This window comes from Burkholderia sp. E168m15, assembly GCF_016586105.1.
GTDB lineage: Bacteria > Pseudomonadota > Gammaproteobacteria > Burkholderiales > Burkholderiaceae > Burkholderia > Burkholderia orbicola.
In genome coordinates, this window is the sequence record NZ_BCPO01000217.1 from 19155 (window position 1) to 39234 (window position 20080).

Sequence of the window (20080 nt, forward strand, 5' to 3'; positions counted from 1 at the left end):
CCCGGCGTCTTTTTGCCGCGGCCACGCGCCTGCGTTCCGTTCATTACCGGTCGATACGCACGCATCTGCATAGGCAAACCGGATGCAATTCATTTTTTAAATATATTTTTCAGATTCAGTGTACCGGCGTAGATTTTCTTCAACACGACGCACATCGCTTCGGACTACCGAGGCATTTCAGATTCTGCGCCTGAACGGCGCGATTGCGTCACGCGATCGTATCGCGACCATTGCGGCAAATTGCGGTGAAACGGACTTGTCAGTCCATGAATACCAAATCGATACGCACCAGGAAGAACCAACATGACCGTCGAAGTCACATCAATCGATACGCTGGTGGTCGGCGCCGGACAGGCCGGTGTCGCGATGAGCGAACACCTCGGTGCGCTCGGCGTGCCGCATCTCGTGCTGGAACGCGATCGCATCGCCGAGCGTTGGCGCACCGCACGCTGGGATTCGCTGGTGGCGAACGGCCCGGCATGGCATGACCGCTTTCCCAACATGCATATCCGCGGCGTCGATGCGGACGGGTTCGCAACGAAGGATCAGATGGCCGAGTATTTCGTCGACTACGCGCGCATGATCGACGCGCCGATTCGCACCGGCGTCGACGTCAAGCGCGTGGTTCGCGAGAGCGGCCGGCAGGGCTTTGTCGTCGAGACATCGGATGGCACCTTCCATGCGAACCGCGTCGTGGTCGCGACCGGCCCGTTCCAGTGCCCGGTCATTCCGGCCATCGCACCCACCGACGCGCGCCTGACGCAGATTCATTCCGCCGACTACCGCAATCCCGCGCAACTGCCCGCCGGCAACGTGCTCGTCGTCGGCGCGGGTTCGTCGGGCGTCCAGATCGCGGCCGAACTGCAACGCTCGGGCCGTCAGGTCTATCTGTCCGTCGGTCCTCACGACCGTCCGCCGCGCGCGTATCGCGGTCGCGATTTCTGCTGGTGGCTTGGCGTACTGGGTCTGTGGGACATGGAAACGATGCGCCCCGGCCGGTCGCATGTGACGATCGCCGTGAGCGGCGCGGACGGCGGTCACACGGTCGACTTCCGCCGTCTCGCGCACGACGGTGTGACGCTGGTCGGCGTGACCCGCGCCTTCGATCGGGGCACCGTCACGTTCGAAGCGGATCTCGCGACCAACATCGCGGCCGGCGACGAAAACTATCTGTCGCTGCTGGACGCCGCCGACGCGTACGCCGCCAGCAACGGTCTCGATCTGCCGGAGGAGCCCGAAGCCCGTCGCATTCCCGCCGACCCGCCATGCCTCACCGAACCGCTCACGCAGCTCGACCTCGCCGCGGCAGGCGTCACGTCGATCATCTGGGCGACCGGCTACGCGAACGACTTCGGCTGGCTGCAGGTCGACGCCTTCGACGAGAACGGCAAGCCGAAACATCAGCGCGGCGTCGCAAGCGAGCCCGGACTCTATTTCCTCGGTCTGCCGTGGCTATCGCGGCGCGGCTCCGCGTTCATCTGGGGCGTCTGGCACGACGCCAAACATGTGGCCGGACATATCGCGACGCAGCGCAGCTACCAGCACTATCACGCGGCCGCCGCGCACCGGAACATCGCCGCCGCGCCGCTCGCCGGCGATCATGGTGCCGAGCCGGTAGTCCCGAGCCCGATGCCGACCAGCGCCGCCGCGCATTGAACGCCCGACCGATGCGCACCGTGCCGTCCACCGAACCCTCCTTCAGGAATGCATGACGATGAGCCAGCCGACCCACACCCGTATCCGGATGTTCAACACGAAAGATACCTATCCGAACCAGACGCTGGACAACGATCTGTGCCAGGCCGTCCGGGCCGGCAACACGGTCTATGTGCGCGGCCAGATCGGCACCGACTTCGACGGCAATCTGGTCGGCCTGGGCGATCCGCGCGCGCAGACCGAACAGGCCATGAAGAACGTCAAGCAACTGCTCGAGGAAGCCGGCAGCGACCTCTCGCATATCGTCAAGACCACCACGTATCTGATCGATCCGCGTTATCGCGAGCCGGTCTATCAGGTCGTCGGCAAGTGGCTCAAGGGCGTCTATCCGATCTCGACCGGCCTCGTGGTCAGCGCGCTCGGCCAGCCGGAGTGGCTGATGGAAATCGACGTCATCGCCGTGATTCCCGACAACTGGCAGCCGACCCCTGCTGCCGGATCCTGACATGACATTCTCGATCGTCGGAAGATGCGCCGAAACCGGACAACTCGGCGTCGCAATCAGCTCCTCGAGCATCGCAGTGGGCGCGCGCTGCCCGTGGGTTCGCACTGGGGCGGGCGCCGTGGCGACGCAGAACGTCACGCTGCCGTCGCTCGGCCCGCAGGTGCTCGACCTGCTCGGCGACGGCGCGTCCGGTCCCGCGCAGGCGCTCGAAGCCGCGCTCGCCACCGATCGCTGGCGCGACTATCGGCAGGTCACGGTCGTCGATGCGCAGGGCCGCACGGCATTCCAGACCGGCGCGCAGGCGCTCGGCCTGCATCACGCGGTGGCGGGCAGACAGTGTGTCGCCGCGGGCAACATGCTCGCCAGTCAGGACGTGATCTCCGCGATGGTGCCTGCATTCGAGACGACGCCCGGCCCGCTCGCCGACCGTCTGCTCGCGGCGATGCAGGCGGCGATCGACGCAGGCGGAGAAGCCGGGCCGGTGCATTCGGCCGCGTTGAAGATCGTCGATACGCAGGTATGGCCGCTCGTCGATCTGCGGGTCGACTGGACCGATGACGCCCCGATCGCGGCGCTCGTCGCGCTGTGGCATGCATACCGTCCGCAAATGCAGGACTACGTGACGCGTGCACTCGATCCGACGACCGCACCGAAATACGGCGTACCCGGCGATGAGTGACCCGACCAGCCGCACGCTGCTCGCCGAACTGATCGGCTTCGATACGGTGAGTCGGCACTCGAACCTCGCGATGATCGAGTTCATCCGCGACTATCTGGCGGGCTACGGCGTAGACAGCGAACTGTTCTACAACGACGCGCGCAGCAAAGCGAACCTGTTCGCCACGATCGGACCGCGCGAGCGCGGCGGTATCGTGCTCTCGGGTCATACGGACGTGGTGCCCGCCGACGGCCAGGCATGGACCGTCGAGCCGTTTCGGATGAGCGAACGCGACGGCCGGCTGTATGGCCGCGGCACCGCGGACATGAAGGGCTTTCTCGCGTCGGTGCTGGCCGCGGTACCGATGTTCGTCACGCGTCGGCTGCCGTTGCCGATCCATCTCGCGTTCTCGTACGACGAGGAGATCGGCTGCCTCGGCGTGCGGCCGATGCTGGCCGAACTCGCGAAGCGCCCGCATCGGCCGGTGCTGTGCGTGATCGGCGAGCCGACCGAATTGAAACCGGTGCTCGGCCACAAGGGCAAACTGGCGATGCGCTGCCACGTCAAAGGCGCCGCGTGTCATTCCGCGTATGCGCCGTATGGCGTCAATGCGATTCAGTATGCTTCGCGTCTGGTCAACCGGCTGGAGGAAATCGGCGAGCGCCTCGCGCAACCGGAGCATCACGACCCTCGCTTCGATCCGCCGTTCTCGACGGTCCAGACGGGTCTGATCCACGGCGGCAAGGCGTTGAACATCGTGCCCGACGCATGCGAATTCGATTTCGAGGTCCGCACGCTGCCGGGCTTCGACGCCGATGAAGTGACCCACGAATTGCAGGCCTATGCGGAGCAACATCTGACGCCGAAGATGCGCGCGGTTCACGCGGATTGCGATATCCGGATGCAGCCGCTATCCGCCTACCCGGGCCTGTCGACACCGGACGATGGCGACGCGGCCCGCCTGCTGTCGATACTCAGCGGATCGAGCGCGTTCGGCACCGTTGCGTTCGGCACGGAGGGCGGACTGTTCGAGCAGGCTGGCATTCCGACCGTCGTGTGCGGACCGGGCAGCATGGACCAGGGGCACAAGCCGGACGAGTTCGTGAGCGTCGACCAACTGCAGGGTTGCGACGCGATGCTGCGGCGGCTGGCCGAACATCTCGCCCCGTCCGAAGCGACCGATCGCGACACCGACTGATTTCGATTCCGTCGAGCGCACGGCGGGCACCGGTGCGCTGCATTGGAAAAAACTGCGAATGACATTCGAAAAGAGTTTTTTCCCACTCAATATTGGCCACGTAAAGTCCGCTCATCGAACTTGCATTGCGTCCTTCGCGCGACACGAGTGAATACGGCGCGACGACCCGAACCGATCGAGGCAATCATGAACGCAGTCAGCGACATCCCCGCAAGCGTACCTGCCGCCATGCTCGCCCGGGCGTCCGCAATGCCGCTCGTCGAAATCAAGGGTCTGCACAAACGTTTCGGCGAGACCGACGTGCTGCGCGGAATCGATGTGTCGATCGCGCAATCCGAAGTAGTCTGCCTGATTGGCCCGTCCGGGTCCGGCAAGAGCACGTTGCTGCGCTGCATGGCCGCCCTCGAAACCTACGATCACGGCGAGATCCGGATCGGGGGCGAGATGCTCGGCTACGTCGAACGCAACGGCGCGCGCGTGCGCGCGTCGAACGCCGAGATCAACCGCGTGCGCCGCAACATCGGCATGGTGTTTCAGCAGTTCAACCTGTGGCCGCACATGAGCGTGCTCGGCAACGTCACCGAAGCGCTGCGGCGGGTGCGCCGCCTGCCGGTTACCGAGGCGAACGCCATCGGCGGCCGCATGCTCGAAATGGTCGGCATGTCCCACAAGGCGGATACCCATCCGTCGAAACTGTCCGGTGGCCAGCAGCAGCGTGTGGCGATCGCCCGCGCGTTGGCGATGGAGCCGAACCTGATGCTGTTCGACGAGCCGACCTCCGCACTGGACCCGGAACTCGTCGGCGAAGTGCTGCAGGTCATGAAACAGCTCGCGCGCGACGGGATGACGATGGTCGTCGTCACGCACGAGATGGGCTTCGCCGCTCAGATGGCCGATCGCGTCGTGTTTCTCGACCATGGCCGGATCGCGGTGAGCGGCGCGCCCGGCGAGGTGTTCCGCCGCTCCACGAACCCCCGGCTGCAGCAGTTCCTGCAGAACTATCGCGATCGCAACGCGTTCTGGAAATCGGACGACGCAACGGCCGACGCGGAAGGACCGCCCTGAGACGGCAAGCGGGTCGACGCATCGAGGCGTGGCCGGCGCTCGGCCGCCCGACCGGTCGAACCTTTTCGGCAACTCCGCTGCGCCCATCCATGAACTTGCGGCCCGCGCCCCTGCCGGCGCCCCCTTTTTGAAACGCTTGCGCTCACGTACTTCGATATGAACGAAACCCGGCTTCGCACCGATCTCGCCGCCGCCTTCCGCTGCTTCGCCCGCCTCGGCATGCATGAAGCGGTCGCGAACCACTTCAGCGTCGCCGTTTCCGACGACGGCCGTCGCTTCCTGATGAACCCCAAATGGATGCACTTCTCGCGAATCCGCGCGAGCGACCTGGTGCTGCTGGATGCCGATGATCGCTCGAGCCTTGAAAACGGCAGCATCGATCCGACCGCGTGGGCAATCCATGGTCGGTTGCACCAGCAACTGCCGCACGTACGCGTCGCCATGCACCTGCACCCCGTCCATGTCACCGCGATCTCGACGTTGTCCGATCCGACCATCCCGCCCATCGAGCAGAACACCGCCCGCTATTTCAATCGTGTCGCGCTGGACACCGCATTCTCGGGCATGGCGGATACCGAAGACGAAGGCGCCCGCCTCGTGTCGCTGCTCAAGGACAAGTCCCGTCTGCTGATGGGCAATCACGGCGTACTGGTGACCGCATCGACGATCGGCGAGGCGTTCGACGACATGTACACGCTCGAACGCGCGTGCCGGATTCTCGTCAACGCGTACGCGACCGGCAAGCCGCTCAACGTGCTGTCCGACGAAGTGGCCGAGAAGACCGCGCGTGACTGGGAAGGCTTCCGTGACTTCTCGATCGCGCATTTCGACGAGATGAAGCGCATCCTGGACGTCGAGGAGCCGTCGTATCGGGATTGAAAAGGTGGGAATCGGCAGGCGCGGGTAATCCTGACACATTCACTGACCGCAGGGCATCGCCGCCATCACGGCCGCCCGCGCTCCGCCGCATGACACACGGCCTCGACCCGGTTGCCGGCCGGATCGATCAGAAAAGCCGCGTAGTAGTCGCCGTGGTACTGCGGCCGCAATCCGGGCTCGCCGTCGGACTGGCCCCCCGTCGCGAGGCCGGCGTCGAAAAACGCCTGCACCTGCTCGCGCGATGCGGCCTTGAAACACCAGTGCCGCTTGCTCGTCCCGACTTCGGCGGGATCCAGATATACCGCCAGAAAAGTCGACTCAGGGTCGCTCGCGCTGCACCGTTCGCCATAGCCGAGCGCATTGGGCCGGTCATAGACCTTGGTCGCGCCCAGCGCAGCCATGACGGCATCGTAGAAGGGGCGTGCCTGGTCGATATCCGGCACGCCGATCGACACGTGATCAAGCAATTGCATGGTGTGGACTCCATTGAACGAGCCCGAGTCTACACACCTCTCCCCGGTCCGGCCGATCAACCTTACAGGTGACTACACTACCGACCCACGCTGTCATGTGATCTGATACGTCGACGCCGGCACGAACTCCTCCGGCAGCGGCCGATCGCCGAGTTCGAGCACCGACCGCTCGATCGTGCGCGTGATCGCATCGAGCGCGAGCGCATTCGGCGCGAGGCCGAACGGCTCGGCCACCTCGTTCGCGATCGCTTCGAGCGCGATCAGCGTGTAGGAAATGAATACGCAGATCAGCGGCGTGAAGAACTCCGTCGAATCGACGAGCCCGAACGGCAGCAGCACGCAATACGCATACACGGTGCGATGGAGCAGCACGCTGTACGAAAACGGAATCGGCGTCGACAGGATGCGCTCGCAACCACCAACGGACTTGCCGAGTTCATCGAGTTGCGTCTCGAACATCCAGCACGTCGCGTCACTGCCGGGCCCGCGCCCCAGCGCACGAACGATGCCGCCGCGCAGCTCGTCGAGGATCGCGACCGGCTTGTAGCATTTTCCCCCGAGCGCGGCCGTGCGCTCCGCCCCGAGAATGCGCACCAGGTCGTCGGTGGGATCGGTGTGACGCAGTTGGTGCTTCAGCGCATACGCGAGCGCGATCAGCAGATCGGCGAGCCGGTTGCGCTCGGCGTCGCTCACGCTGTCGGGCAGGTAGCGATGCAGTTGCGACGTCACGGCACGCGCGGCGATCAGCAGGTTGCCCCACAGATGCCGCGCCTCCTTGAAGCGCTCGAAGCTCGCGTTGTTGCGAAACCCGAGGAAGATCGCGAGCGCGAGCCCGAACAGCGTGAACGGCGCGGTGTTCAGCGGAATCTTCTCGCCGAAGATGCGCCCGTTCGTGAAGACCGCCAGCGTGCTGACGATCGCCATGAACACGAGCTGCGGAATGATGGATTGCAGCACGGAGCCGTTCCATACGAACAGCATCCTGAGCCAGTTCTGTCGTGGTCTGACGATCATGATGTTTTCTCGACTGCCAAGGAAATGCGCAACCCGTTGCGCGCTCACCCGATGTGCAACGGCCCGCGCGTGGCGGGCCGCTTTCTATCGGGGTGCCGTGCCGGGCGCCGCGCTGCGCGTGATGATACGCGAGCGCCGCGCCCCGTCACCTCGCTTGCCGCTCAGTGATAGCCGATATCGCCCTCGCGCACCTTGCCGCGGAACACGCGGTACTGCATCGCGTTGTACACGAGGATGATCGGCAGCACGATCACGGTGCCGACCAGCGCGAACAACTGGCTCGAATGGCTCGACGACGCGTCCCAGATCGTCAGCGACGGCGGCACGATGTTCGGCCAGATGCTGATCACGAGCCCCGTGTAGCCGAGGAACACGAGCGCGAGTGTCAGCAGGAACGGCGTGGCCTCGTGCGCACGCTTCACCGTATGGAAGATGCCCCACACGCACGCGATGACCAGGATCGGCACCGGCAGGAACCAGCCGAGGTTGCCGCTGCCGAACCAGCGGTGCGCGACGGCCGGCAGCCCGATCACGGTCCACAGGCTCACCACGCCCATCACCGCGAGCAGCACGCCCGTGAGCGGCTTCATCAGCAACCGCATCTTGCGCTGCAGTTCGCCGTCGACCTTCAAGATCAGCCAGCCGCAGCCGAGCGTCGCATAGGTGACGAGCACGCCGATCCCGCACATCATGCTGAACGGCGACAGCCAGTCGAACGGCCCGCCCGCGAACTGGTTGTTCTCGATCTTGATGCCCTGCAGCAGCGAACCGAGCACGATCCCCTGGCAGAACGCCGCGAGCGCCGAGCCGCCGATGAACGCGAGGTCCCACATGTGCTGCGTGCGGGTGGCTTTCGCACGCAGCTCGAACGCCGCGCCCCGGAAGATCAGCCCGACCAGCATCAGCACCAGCGGCAGGTAATTGGCCGGCAGCAGCGTCGAATACACGACCGGGAACGCGCCATAGAGGCCCGCGCCGCCGAGCACGAGGAACGTCTCGTTGCCGTCCCACACCGGCGCGACGGTGTCGAGCATCACCTGGCGCTCGGCCTTCGCATCGAAGAACGGAAACAGCAGACCGATGCCGAGATCGAAACCGTCCAGCATCACGTAGATGAATACGCCGAGGCCGATGATCGCGGCCCAGACGACAGGAAGATCGATATGCATGGTTACTCCGCCTCGGTGACGTTCAGCGGCGTGGACAGCGCGCTCTTGCGCAGCCCCGGATGCCGGTGCAGTTCGATGTAGCCGGCCTGGGCCGCCGGCCCGCGCTTCATCAGTTTCATCATGTAGTAGATACCCGTTCCGAATACCAGGAAATACACGACCACGAAGACCAGCAGCGACACGCCGACCTGCTGGGCGGTGAGCGGGGAGACCGAGTCGATGGTGCGCAGCACGCCGTACACGGTCCACGGCTGCCGCCCGACCTCGGTCGTGATCCAGCCGGCCAGCAGCGCGACGATGCCCGACGGCCCCATCGCCACCACGAACCACTGGAACCAGCGCGTTTCATACAGGCGCCCGCCCTTTCTCAGCAGCAGCCCGAGCAGTGCGGTGAGCAGCATCAGCATCCCGAGGCCGGCCATGATCCGGAACGTCCAGAAGATGATCGGCGAATACGGGCGGTCCTGCGGCGGGAATTCCTTCAGCCCGCGGATCTCGCCGTCCCAGCTGTGCGTGAGGATCAGGCTGCCGAGGTGCGGCACCTGGATCGCATAGCGCGTGGTTTCGGCCTGCATGTCGGGCAGCCCGACGAGGTTCAGCGCGGTGCCGCCCTTCTCGGTTTCCCACAGCCCTTCGATCGCTGCGATCTTCGCCGGCTGGTATTCGCGCGTGTTCAGCCCGTGCGCGTCGCCGACGACGATCTGGATCGGCGCGAGCACCAGCAGCATCCACAGCGCCATCGAGAAGCTGCGCTTCACCGGCTCGTCGCGGCGCCCCTTCAGCAGGTGCCACGCGCCGCACGCGGCGACGATGAAGCCCGCGACGATGAACGCCGCGATCGTCATATGCACGAGACGGTACGGAAACGACGGGTTGAAGACGATCTTGAACCAGTCGACTGGCACGACGAGGCCGTTCTCGATCTTGTAGCCCTGCGGCGTCTGCATGAAGCTGTTCGACGCGAGAATCCAGAACGTCGAGATCAGCGTGCCGACCGCGACCATCAGCGTCGCGAAGAAGTGCGCGCGCGGGCTGACGCGCTGCCAGCCGAACAGCATCACGCCGAGAAAGCCGGCTTCGAGGAAGAACGCCGTCAGGACTTCATACGTGAGCAGCGGCCCCGTGATGTTGCCCGCGACGCGCGAGAACCCGGCCCAGTTGGTGCCGAACTCGTACGCCATCACGACGCCGGAAACCACGCCCATCCCGAAGCCGATCGCGAAGATCTTCGACCAGAACTGAAACATGGATTTGTAGGCGGCGTCGCCGGTGACGAGATAGCGCCATTCCAGCACTGCCAGGAAGCTCGCCATGCCGATGCTGATCGCGGGGAACACGATGTGGAACGACACCGTGAATGCGAATTGCAATCGGGCGAGATGGAACGCATCGAAGATTTCCATGACCGTAATTTGCTCGTGGTTGTGAGGACGTACGCCCGAAGCAGGAAATCGCGCGACGGCTTGGCGACAACACGTGCGAACACAAACGATCGCTCGCACGGCATCGAAGCGTGAATGACGATATCGCGTTTGCAACGATACTCGCAATCACTCGAACGTGCGCTGAAACTGTGCTGCTTGCGCCGCCGAAGATGTGTGCACGGAAAACATATTCGGCGCCGGCGGGACGCTCAGCTGTACTGCTTTCCGCGTGGCGGCGCTGTGCCTGCGGCGCACTGTTCACTCCACTTAACATCTTATGCAACGCCTGCCCGCGGCGGTAGTGCGCCCTTCGGCGCCCGCCCGGCGGCCTCGATTCCCGTCGTTCGGCGTGCGCGCCGAGCCCGGCCGGCCCGCCGGCCGCCCCGCCTGGAGAAAACCGCATGGAGTCCTGCACTCGCCGTGACGATCCGACCGGCAGCACCGCGTGTCAGGTGACGCGCCACCGTGCCGGCGACGCGCGCGACACCGTCGATCGCGTCGTCGACGAAACCCCGGTTGCACTCGTGTTCAACGGCATCTCGCACACGGTCATGATGGCGACGCCGATCGACCTCGACGCGTTCGGCCTCGGCTTCGCGCTGAGCGAGGGCATCGTCGAGCGCGCGTCGGACGTCTTCGACATCGAAAGCGAATACCGGCCGGGCAGCGCCGAAGTGCGGCTCACCGTATCACAGCAGGCATTCATGGCGCTGAAGGCGCACCGCCGTGCGCTGGCCGGCCGCACGGGCTGCGGCGTGTGCGGCATCGAAAGCATCGCGCAGCTCGACCTGCACCCGCCGCGTATCGCGGCCGCCGGCGCGGCCGCGGGCATCGGCGCCGACGCGATCGCGCGCGCCGCGCATGCGTTGCCGGCCCGGCAGACGCTGATGCGCGAGACGGGCGGCATCCACGCGGCCGCGTGGTGCGACCGCGACGGCGCCGTGCTCGACGTGTTCGAGGACGTCGGCCGCCACAACGCGCTCGACAAGCTGATCGGGCAGCTCGCACGCCGCCGCGCCGACCTGCGCGCGGGCTTCGTGTTCCTGTCGAGCCGCGCGAGCTACGAACTGGTGCGCAAGGCCGCGCGGGTCGGCATCCCGATGATCGCGACGATCTCGGCGCCGACGTCGCTCGCGATCGACGTCGCCCGCGAAGCCGGCGTGCGGCTGCTCGGCTTCTGCCGCAACGACGGCTTCGTCGAATACGTGTCGCCCGCCGCCGTTCATCTCGATCCATCGCCTGCACCGGCGCAGCCGGCCCACTCCTCATGAAACACCTGTTCGATTTCGATACCGCGCAGCAGCAATTCGCCAGCGCATTCGCGCCGCTCGAGGCCGCCGCGTCCGTGCCGCTCCCACAAGCGGCAGGTCACATACTGGCCGCGCCGCTGACCGCGGTGCTCGACCAGCCGCCGGCGGACCAGACCGCGATGGACGGCTACGCCGTGCGGCACGCCGACCTCGCGCACGGCGAGCCGCTGCGCGTCGCGCAGCGCTGCTATGCCGGCGACACGCCCGCGCGGCTCGCGCCGCGCACGGCCGCACGCATCTTCACCGGCAGCCTGATTCCGCCCGGCGCCGACACGGTCGTGATGCAGGAGCATGCGCACGAACAGGCGGGCGACGTCACGTTCGACGCCCCCCAGCGCAGCGGGTCGCACATCCGCCGCCGTGGCGAGGAAGTACGCGCCGGCGATCTGCTCGTGCCGGCCGGCGTGCGCCTGGGCGCGATGCACGTCGGCGTGGCCGCCGCGCAAGGGTTCGCGCGGATCGACGTGCGTGCGACGCTGCGCGTCGGCATCCTGACGACCGGCGACGAGCTGGTCGCATGCGGCCAGCCGCGCGCGCCGCAGCAGATCTACAACAGCAACGCGCCGATGCTCGCCGCGCTGGTCGCCGGAACCGGTGCCGACGTCGCGCTGAGCCTGCACGCGGCCGATACGGCGGCCGCCGTCGATCGGGCGTTGCGCGACGTGCACGCGCAGTGCGATCTCGTGATCTGCGTCGGTGGGGCGTCGGTCGGCGACAAGGATCTGCTGCGTCCGGCGCTGACTGAACTCGGCGCATCGTTCATCGTCACGGGCGTGCGCATGAAGCCAGGCAAGCCGGTCGCGCTCGCGGCGCTCGATGCGCGGCCCGTGGTATTGCTGCCCGGCAATCCGGGCGCCGCGATGACGACGTTCGCGCTGTTCGTCGCGCCGCTGATCCGCCGCCTGCAGGGACGCGACGCGTACCTGCCGGGCGTGCCGTCGCTGCCGATCGACACCGGCTTCGAGCCGGATGCCCAGCGCGAGCGCTTCGTGCGCGTGCGCTGTACGGTAGGCGCCGACGGCGCGCCGGTGCTCGACACGCTGCGCCAGCAAGGCGCCGGCACGCTGCAGTCGCTGGTGCTGGCCAGCGGGCTCGCGCGGCTGCCGGCCGGGCGCGCCATCGCGCGCGGCGACGCTGTTCCGTACTACGAATTCGCGCGCTGGCTCGCATGAGCGCGACGCCGGATAGCCGCCCGATGCGGTGCCTTCGCCCCATTCGTCGCCCGATTGGCCGCGCCTGTCGCGCCTCTCGCGCGGCGAACTGTATTCCTGCAATTCGGGCGGGATTGTGTCTCTGCCGACAAAACCCCGCGGACTATGCTCACGATGAGGCTCGTCACGACCTGTGCGCCGACACGTCGGCATCCGCACGGCCGAGCGGCGACGCCCCTTCGCTTACTTCATGCAGGCCGACGACCCGATCGTGAATGCCATCGTTTCCGCCGCGCCGGCCGCCGCCGCCTCATCCGGCGACGCATCGCCCGGCGCTGTCCCCCGCCCGTCCGACACGCTCGGCCGTCCGCTGCGCGACTTGCGCCTGTCCGTCATCGACCAGTGCAATTTCCGCTGCGGCTACTGCATGCCGCGCGAGAGCTTCGGCGCCGACTACGCGTTCATGCCGTCGTCCGAGCGATTGTCGTTCGCGCAACTGGAAAAGATCGCCCGCGCCTTTACGTCGCTCGGCGTCGAGAAGATCCGCATCACGGGCGGCGAGCCGCTGCTGCGCCGCAATCTCGAAGCACTGATCGAACGGCTGGCCGCGTTGACGACCGTCGACGGCAAGCCCGTCGAAATCGCGCTGACGACCAACGGCTCGCTGCTCGCCGCGAAGGCACGCGCGTTGCGCGATGCGGGGCTGTCGCGCGTGACCGTGAGCCTCGATGCGCTCGACGACGCGGTATTCCGCCGGATGAGCGACGCCGACGTGCCGGTGGCGCGCGTGCTGGCCGGCATCGAAGCCGCGCATGCGGCCGGGCTCGCGCCGGTCAAGGTCAACGCAGTGATCGAGCGCGGCGTGAACGACGACCAGATCCTGCCGCTCGTGCGGCACTTCCGGCATACGGGCGTGGCCGTGCGCTTCATCGAATACATGGATGTCGGCGGCGCCAGCTTCTGGTCCGGCGACAAGGTCGTCCCGGCCGCGCGGATGCGCGAGCTGATCGATGAACACTATCCGCTCGTGCTCGTCGGCGAACCGGGGCACGACGCCACCGCGATCCGTTGCGCGCACATCGATGGCGCGGGCGAAGTCGGCTTCATCGCGAGCGTGTCGCATCCGTTCTGCGGCACCTGCTCGCGCGCCCGCGTGTCAGCCGACGGCCGGCTTTATACGTGCCTGTTCGCGACGCAAGGCACCGACCTGCGGCCGTGGCTCGACGACGCCGCGTCGACCGCCGACCTCGCCGCCGCCGTGCGCGCACGCTGGACGCAGCGCGACGACCGCTATTCCGAGCGCCGGGCCGCACGGCCGGCCCGCGCGCCGGGCAAGACCTATCCGACCGTGCGCATGTCGCTCGTCGGCGGCTGACGGGCCGCCCCGCGATACAGGATGCGCCGCCCACTGGAGAACCTGTCATGACGACCTTCACCGAATCCCGCGCCGGGCTGCCGGACGATCCGCCGCGTGCCGGCAGCGCCCCGCCGCACGTCGACGCGACCGACCCGCACCCCGAATCGGCGCCCGCGATCGCCGCCGGCTTCGAAGTGCGCGTGCAGCATGCGCCGATCGACGCGGGCGCGGAGCTTGCACCGATCGTTCGCAATCCGAATGTCGGTGCGGTCGTGAATTTTCTCGGGGTCGTGCGCAAGGAAGGCGACGTCGACGACGTCGTCGCGCTGGAAGTCGAGCACTACCCGACGATGACCGAACAGGCGCTATGGAGCATCGTCGAGGAGGCCACCGCGCGCTGGCGGCTCGAGGCGGTCAGGATCGTGCACCGCGTCGGACGCATTCCGCTCGGCCAGCCGGTCGTGCTGGTCGTGGTGGCCGCCGCGCATCGCGCGTCCGCGTTCGATGCGTGCGAATTCCTGATGGATTTCCTGAAGACCCACGCGCCGTTCTGGAAGAAGGAGATCCGGCACGACGGCGAATCCGGCTGGGTCGAGGCGAAGGCGCATGACGACCAGGCGATGCGGCGCTGGGGCTGATTGCGCTCGCTTCGTGTTTTCCGATTCCGCCGCTCCTGCTCGAGACATTCCAATGAAACTGACGATCAAATACTTCGCGAGCATTCGCGAACAACTGGCGCTCGATGAAGAAACCGTCGAAATCGATGCCCGCGAACTCACCGTCGACGCGCTGCGCGGCACGCTGGCCGCGCGCGACGCGCGCAGCGCGGACGCGTTGCGGATGGACCGCCCAGTGCGGGCGGCCGTGAACCTCGAAATGGTGACCGGGGAATTCGTCGTGCGGGAGGACAGCGAGGTCGCATTCTTTCCGCCGGTGACGGGGGGATGACACCACACCGCGCCCCGCCCGTTCCGATGTCGATCCGTCATGCCGTGCCCTGATCGGCCAGCGCCTGCAACGCTGCAAGCGCCGCCGGATTCTCGAGGGCGCTCACGTCGCCCGGCGGCAAGCCCCGCAACACGTTTCGCACCACGCGGCGCATGACCTTCCCGTTGCGCGTGCGCGGCAGATCGGGCACGACATGCACGACGCCGGGACGGAACGGTTTTCCCAGCGCCGCCTCGATCCGATCGGCCAGCGACTTCACCAGCACGCTCGGCGGTTCGCCGTGGGTACTGACGCAAACCACCAGCCGCTCCCCTTTCACCGGATCGGGCAGCGAGACGGCCGCCACGTCGCGCACGAGCGGCGACCCGAGCACGACCGACTCGACCTCGGCCGGCCCCAGCCGCTTGCCGGCAATCTTCAGCGTGTCGTCCGCGCGGCCGAGGATGAAGAATTGTCCGTCATCGTCTTCGAGCAACAGGTCGCCATGCGTCCACAGGCCCGGCCGCTGGCGCCAGTACGTTTCCTCGTAGCGGTCGGCCGCGTTCCAGAATCCCGACGTCATCCCGACGAAAGGCGCGGCGATCACCAGTTCACCGGGAACGCCACGCACGCGCTGCCCTTTCTCGTCGGCGGCAAACGCGTCGACGCCCGGCGATACGGCGTTGAAAGCGCAGGCACGGATCGGGCGCACGGGAACATTGCCCAACAGCGCGCCCGACGCCTCCGTGCCGCCGCTGTAGTTGATCACCGGCAACCGCGCCCGGCCGAATGCATGGAAGAACCACGCGAAGTGATCCGGGTCGATCACCTCGCCGGCCACCATCAGCACACGCAGGCTCTCCAGCACCGCGCCGTCGACGGCATCCAGCGACGCCGCCAGGCTGCGGATCAGCGTGGGCGATGCGCCGAAATGCGTGACATGGTGGCGGTCGATGATTTCGGCCAGACGTCCGGCGCCCGGATGGTCGGGCGCGCCGTCGTAGCACACCAGGGTCGCGCCGCGGACGAGCGCGCCGACCGTCGTGAGCGGGCCGACGATCCAGCCCATGTCGCTCGGCCACAGGCAGCGATCGCCGGGGCGCAACTCGAAGTGGTACGCACAATCGTGCAGGATCTTCAACGGGAACCCGGCATGCGTGTGCACCGTGCCCTTCGGCTCCCCCGTCGTGCCGGACGTGAAAACGATCATGAACGGCTGGTCCGGGTCCTGCGCGGGAAACGCGCGGGGCGGCGCCGCGTGCGCGGAAGCCGGGTCGTCGAGGGCGGCGGAACGCGCCGGCTCGTCGCCGTGGACGACGATGCGCAAACCCGGCATCTGTTCTTGCACGGCGTCGAACACGGGTTTCAGGTCGATGGTGCGCCCGCGGCGCCGGTAGCCGCCGCTCGCCAGCAACACACGTGCGTCGGCCAGCGTCAGTCGCGCGGTGACGGCGTCCGCGCCGAAACCGGTGAACAGCGGCACGGCGATCGCACCGATCGCCGCTACCGCGACCAGGCTGGCCGCGGCCGGCGCGCCCATCGTCATCATGACGCCGACCCGATCGCCCGCGCCGACGCCAAGCGCGCCCAGCCGCGACGCCCGTTGCCGTACATCCCGAGCCAGCGCGGCATAGCTGGTCGTGCTGACGCGTCCGTCCTCCGTTTCCGTGATGACTGCCGCCTGCATCGCGCGTGGACCGTCCGCGTGCGCAAGCACATGATCGACCCAGTTCAGTCGACCGCCGGTAAACCATCGCGGAAATGCGGGGCCGCTCGCCAGGTCGACATGCCGCTGCGGCGGCGTTCGCCACTGGAATTGCAGGTGCGTCATCACCGCGGCCCAGTAGCGTTGCGGCTCACGCAGCGAAATCCCGATCAGTTCTTCGAACGACGATGCGCCCAGGCACGCGCAGAGTTCACCCAGCAACGTGCTGGTCCGCCAATCGGACGGTGGTTGCCAAAGTATGTCAGTGGTGCTCATCGAAGTGCTCCGTCCTTATCTTGGGTCGCACGATGTCGCCCAGCCGGATCGCCCCGAGCAGGCAGGGTGGCAGATCAGGGTTGCGGATCATGGCCAGCCTTTCCACGCCGGAAATCGGGCTTGCGCCTTTCGCGGAAAGCACGCGTGCCCTCCTTCGATTCGTCGGTGTCGTAGTACAGCGACAGCGCCTCGAATCCCAGCGCACCGATCGCGCGAATGTTCTCGGAATCCGCGTTGAACGATCGCTTGGAGATCGCCAGCGCCGTGGGGCTCAGTGCAAGGATTTCGTCGCACCATCGCGCGACTTCCCCGTCGAGCTGATCGGCAGGCACGACCGCATTGAGCCACCCCATTGCAAGCGCTTCGCGCGCCGTGTAGCGCCGGCACAGGAACCACACTTCCCGCGCGCGTTTTTCGCCGAGGACACGTGCGAGCAGCGCCGTGCCGAAGCCGGGATCCACCGACCCCACCCTGGGCCCCACCTGCCCGAGCTGGGCCGCTTCGCTCGCGATCGCCAGGTCGCACACCGTCACGAGCACGTTGCCGCCGCCGATCGCATAGCCGTTGACGCGCGCGATCACCGGCTTCGGCACGTCGCGAATGAGGCTCTGCAACTCGTCCACGGGCAAGCCGATCGCGCCGCGGCCACCGTAGCCGCCATCGCCGTGGCTCGTCTGGTCGCCGCCGGTGCAAAAGGCCTTTTCGCCGGCGCCGGTCAGCACGATCACGCCGATCTCGCGATTCCAGCCCGCCTGCTGAAAGGCATGCAGCAGTTCGTCGACCGTCCTGGCGCGGAACGCGTTGTACACCGACGGACGGTTGATCGTGATCGTCGCCACGCCGCCCGCTTCGCGATACAGAATGTCCTCATAGTTCATCGCGCGGCCTCCAGCACCGTCAGCGCCGCGTCGAGCGCATCCAGTCCCTCGTCCAGCTCCGTGCGCGAGATGACGAGCGGCGGCGTCACGATCACCACGTTGTAGCGCCCGTACGCGTGAACGCCGCGCTTCAGCAGTTCGCCATAGAACGCGCGCATCGGCGCCGATCCCGCCGGGTGGTGCCACTCGACGAGCGGCTCGCGCGTTTCCCGGTCGCGCACCAGCTCGATGCCGAACTGGGCGCCCATGCCCCGCACGTCGCCGATCGACGGATGACGCTCCGCCAGCTCGCCGAGACCGTCGCGCAGCCAGCCTTCGATCTCGCGCGCCCGCTCGAACAAGCCCTCTTCCAGATAGACCTTCAGCGCCGCGAGGCCGCCGGCGACCGCCAGTACGTGGCCCGCATGCGTGTGGCCCACGTCGAAGAGTTCCGTATCGAAGTGGCGGGCCACGCCCTCGCGCACCAGGACGCCGCCGAGGGGCGTATACGAAGAGCTGGCCCCCTTGGCGAACGAAATCAGGTCCGGCAACACGCCGACCCGCTCGGCGCAGAACAATGCCCCCGTGCGCCCGAAGCCCGTCATGACCTCGTCGAAGATCAGCAGGATGCCGTGCCGGTCGCACAGGTCCCGAACGCCCGCGAGATAGCCCGGCGGGTAGACGACGACGCCGCTGGAGCCGGTCATCGGCTCCATCAGGATCGCGGCGACGTTTTGGGCGCCTTCATGCGACAGGACGCAAGCCAGGTGATCGAGGGCGCGGCGGGTCTCCTCGGCCGGCTCCGACGTATGGAACGGGCTGCGGTACGGATACGGCGCAAGGAACTTGACCATGCCCGGCAACGCAGGGAACGGATCGCGCCAGCGGTCCACGCCCGTCATCGCGCTCGCGCCGAGGGTGCTGCCGTGATACGACCGATAGGCGGTCAGCACCTTGGGCCGGCGTGTCACCAGCCGCGCGATCTTCACCGCGTCGTCGTTTGCCTCGGCACCGCCGCAGGTGAAATGCACGCGCAGCCCGTCCGGCCACGGCGAAACGCTGTTCAGGAGTTCCGCGTATTCGGCGCGCACGTCGTTGAAGTAGCTGGACGCGACCCAGCACATGCGCGCGGCCTGCGCCTGGATCGCCTCGACCACCTTCGGATGGCCATGTCCCAACGACACCGCGACATAGCCGCTGGTGAGGTCCAGATAGCGCTTGCCGTTCGCATCGTAGAAGTAGCATCCGTGCGCATGCGTGATGACCGGCGGATTGAGCCCGCCCTGGACCGCCCAGGGCACGAGCACCTTTCGAAACGACGACGCGAGCGCGGGATTCGACTCGCCGTGAATGCTGAGATCCATGTTGACTCCGGAAATGGCATGGCTCACTATTTCTGAGCCTCGTGACAGAAGGCTTCCAGATTAAGCACGCACGTCCTGCGCAACAAATCAAACGTTTCCGCACTGAGCCTCAATTCAATTTAGCCATGTCGCGACAACTTCCACCGCTGCTCTCCGTCCGCGCATTCGAGGCGGCCGCACGCCATGGCGGCTTCGCCCGGGCAGGTGACGAGCTGTGCGTCACGTCCGGTGCGGTGGGTCATCAGGTGCGGCTGCTGGAGGAGTGGCTGGGCACGCCGTTGTTCATGCGTGGCGCCCGGTCGGTCCAGTTGACGGAGATCGGGCGGCGCTACTTCCTGGAAATCGAGCGCTTGATGGACGAGCTCGAGCGCGCGTCGCTCGACATCCGGCAGGCCGCGGATTCGCCGGAAGTAACGGTCACCGCGATGCCGTCGTTCGTCACGCGTTGGCTGATGCCGCGCCTGGGCGAATTCCGGCGGCTGCATCCCGACATCGAGGTGCGCCTGCTGGCTTCGGTGCCCGCCGTCGACTTCAGCCGCGAGCGCGTGGACGTGGCGATCCGCCTGGGTGTGGGCCCCTATCCGGGGCTCGTCGCGGAAAAACTGATGTCGGAAACGTTCCTCGCGGTCGGGCAACCGTCGATATGCAAGCCGTTGCGCACCGTGGACGATCTGTTGCGTGCAACGCTGTTGCACGACGAATACGAGGCTCGCATTCCGGAGCAGGTGGACTGGATGCGCTGGAGCCGGATGCAGGACGTGCAGGCCGGCCCGGCGCGTTTGCGGCAAGGGCCGAGCTTCTCGCATACCTATCTGACGCTCGATGCCGCGATAGCGGGCCAGGGCGTGGCCGTGGCGTCGGACGTCCTCGCCGCCGATGCGGTCAGGCAAGGGCTGCTGGCCATTGCGCCGGGCAAGCCGGTGCAAGGCCCCTACAGCTACCATCTGTTGACGACGCGCGCGGCCGCCGCGCGGCCGCAAATCGATGCGTTCTGCAGTTGGCTGCGATCGGCCGCACGGTCGTTTTCGGCGGCCGGCTGGGCTTGAACGACATGAATCGCACGCGGCAGGTCCCGCCGCCCGCGATCCATGT

At 67.0% G+C, this 20080-nt stretch carries 19 protein-coding genes; 12 read left to right on the top strand and 7 right to left on the bottom strand.

Going from position 1 to position 20080, the window contains the following annotated elements:
• Window positions 1-303: 303 nt before the first annotated feature.
• The 6 genes from JMF86_RS33375 to JMF86_RS33400 all read left to right on the top strand — a co-directional run bounded on the left by JMF86_RS33375 (window position 304) and on the right by JMF86_RS33400 (window position 5961).
• Entirely contained in the window at window positions 304-1656 is a 1353-nt protein-coding gene (locus tag JMF86_RS33375; RefSeq protein ID WP_201317334.1) for an NAD(P)/FAD-dependent oxidoreductase, read from the top strand.
• A gap of 58 nt (window positions 1657-1714) precedes the next feature.
• Window positions 1715-2161, top strand: coding sequence for a RidA family protein (locus JMF86_RS33380; RefSeq protein WP_201317335.1), 447 nt, complete (start codon window positions 1715-1717; stop codon window positions 2159-2161).
• Between the two features lies 1 nt (window position 2162).
• Window positions 2163-2840, top strand: coding sequence for a DUF1028 domain-containing protein (locus JMF86_RS33385; RefSeq protein WP_201317336.1), 678 nt, complete (start codon window positions 2163-2165; stop codon window positions 2838-2840).
• Window positions 2833-4017 carry an acetylornithine deacetylase gene (argE, locus tag JMF86_RS33390; RefSeq protein ID WP_201317337.1) on the top strand — a complete coding sequence of 395 codons (1185 nt, stop codon included), beginning with the start codon at window positions 2833-2835 and terminating at the stop codon, window positions 4015-4017. Before JMF86_RS33385 ends, argE begins: the two co-directional genes overlap by 8 nt.
• 186 nt (window positions 4018-4203) lie before the next feature.
• Entirely contained in the window at window positions 4204-5082 is an 879-nt protein-coding gene (locus JMF86_RS33395) for an amino acid ABC transporter ATP-binding protein (RefSeq protein ID WP_249192343.1), read from the top strand.
• A 156-nt stretch (window positions 5083-5238) separates the two neighbouring features.
• Entirely contained in the window at window positions 5239-5961 is a 723-nt protein-coding gene (locus tag JMF86_RS33400; RefSeq protein ID WP_201317338.1) for a class II aldolase and adducin N-terminal domain-containing protein, read from the top strand.
• Between the two features lie 65 nt (window positions 5962-6026).
• Here the strand turns inward: JMF86_RS33400 and JMF86_RS33405 are convergent, their stop codons facing one another.
• The 4 genes from JMF86_RS33405 to JMF86_RS33420 form a co-directional block, all read right to left on the bottom strand.
• Complete coding sequence (locus JMF86_RS33405; RefSeq protein WP_201317339.1) at window positions 6027-6434, bottom strand: VOC family protein; 408 nt, start codon at window positions 6432-6434, stop codon at window positions 6027-6029.
• Window positions 6435-6527: 93 nt separating this feature from the next.
• Complete coding sequence (locus tag JMF86_RS33410) at window positions 6528-7448, bottom strand: bestrophin family protein (protein ID WP_053524533.1); 921 nt, start codon at window positions 7446-7448, stop codon at window positions 6528-6530.
• A gap of 161 nt (window positions 7449-7609) precedes the next feature.
• Window positions 7610-8617: a cytochrome d ubiquinol oxidase subunit II gene (cydB, locus tag JMF86_RS33415; protein ID WP_027807756.1), complete on the bottom strand. Its 1008-nt coding sequence runs from the start codon at window positions 8615-8617 to the stop codon at window positions 7610-7612.
• Window positions 8618-8619: 2 nt separating this feature from the next.
• A complete protein-coding gene (locus JMF86_RS33420) occupies window positions 8620-10020 on the bottom strand; it encodes a cytochrome ubiquinol oxidase subunit I (protein ID WP_027807757.1) in 1401 nt (466 codons plus the stop codon).
• 422 nt (window positions 10021-10442) lie between these two features.
• Here JMF86_RS33420 and fdhD point away from each other — a divergent pair, with 422 nt between their 5' ends.
• From fdhD to moaD, 5 genes are all read left to right on the top strand, one after another.
• Window positions 10443-11312 carry a formate dehydrogenase accessory sulfurtransferase FdhD gene (gene fdhD / locus JMF86_RS33425; protein ID WP_011545624.1) on the top strand — a complete coding sequence of 290 codons (870 nt, stop codon included), beginning with the start codon at window positions 10443-10445 and terminating at the stop codon, window positions 11310-11312.
• On the top strand, window positions 11309-12523 hold the full coding sequence (glp, locus tag JMF86_RS33430; protein WP_201317340.1) for a gephyrin-like molybdotransferase Glp: 1215 nt from the start codon (window positions 11309-11311) through the stop codon (window positions 12521-12523). The genes fdhD and glp overlap by 4 nt, the downstream gene beginning before the upstream one ends.
• Before the next feature lie 229 nt (window positions 12524-12752).
• Complete coding sequence (gene moaA, locus JMF86_RS33435; RefSeq protein WP_125381119.1) at window positions 12753-13877, top strand: GTP 3',8-cyclase MoaA; 1125 nt, start codon at window positions 12753-12755, stop codon at window positions 13875-13877.
• A 47-nt stretch (window positions 13878-13924) separates the two neighbouring features.
• Window positions 13925-14497 (top strand): molybdenum cofactor biosynthesis protein MoaE, encoded by a 573-nt coding sequence (locus JMF86_RS33440; protein ID WP_034175503.1) that lies wholly within the window; start codon window positions 13925-13927, stop codon window positions 14495-14497.
• Window positions 14498-14549: 52 nt separating this feature from the next.
• Window positions 14550-14807 (top strand): molybdopterin converting factor subunit 1, encoded by a 258-nt coding sequence (gene moaD / locus JMF86_RS33445; RefSeq protein ID WP_006498429.1) that lies wholly within the window; start codon window positions 14550-14552, stop codon window positions 14805-14807.
• Between the two features lie 37 nt (window positions 14808-14844).
• Here moaD and JMF86_RS33450 read toward each other — a convergent pair whose 3' ends face one another.
• From JMF86_RS33450 to JMF86_RS33460, 3 genes are all read right to left on the bottom strand, one after another.
• Window positions 14845-16767, bottom strand: a complete 1923-nt coding sequence (locus JMF86_RS33450) for an AMP-binding protein (protein WP_201317341.1) — start codon at window positions 16765-16767, stop codon at window positions 14845-14847.
• Between the two features lie 74 nt (window positions 16768-16841).
• The gene (locus JMF86_RS33455; protein WP_077180501.1) at window positions 16842-17645 is read right to left on the bottom strand and encodes an enoyl-CoA hydratase-related protein; all 804 of its coding nucleotides are present in this window, start codon (window positions 17643-17645) and stop codon (window positions 16842-16844) included.
• Window positions 17642-18988 carry an aminotransferase class III-fold pyridoxal phosphate-dependent enzyme gene (locus tag JMF86_RS33460; RefSeq protein ID WP_201317342.1) on the bottom strand — a complete coding sequence of 449 codons (1347 nt, stop codon included), beginning with the start codon at window positions 18986-18988 and terminating at the stop codon, window positions 17642-17644. The genes JMF86_RS33455 and JMF86_RS33460 overlap by 4 nt, the downstream gene beginning before the upstream one ends.
• Before the next feature lie 41 nt (window positions 18989-19029).
• Between JMF86_RS33460 and gcvA the strand changes: the two genes are divergently transcribed.
• Window positions 19030-20034, top strand: coding sequence for a transcriptional regulator GcvA (gcvA, locus tag JMF86_RS33465; RefSeq protein ID WP_236593046.1), 1005 nt, complete (start codon window positions 19030-19032; stop codon window positions 20032-20034).
• Window positions 20035-20080: the final 46 nt, after the last annotated feature.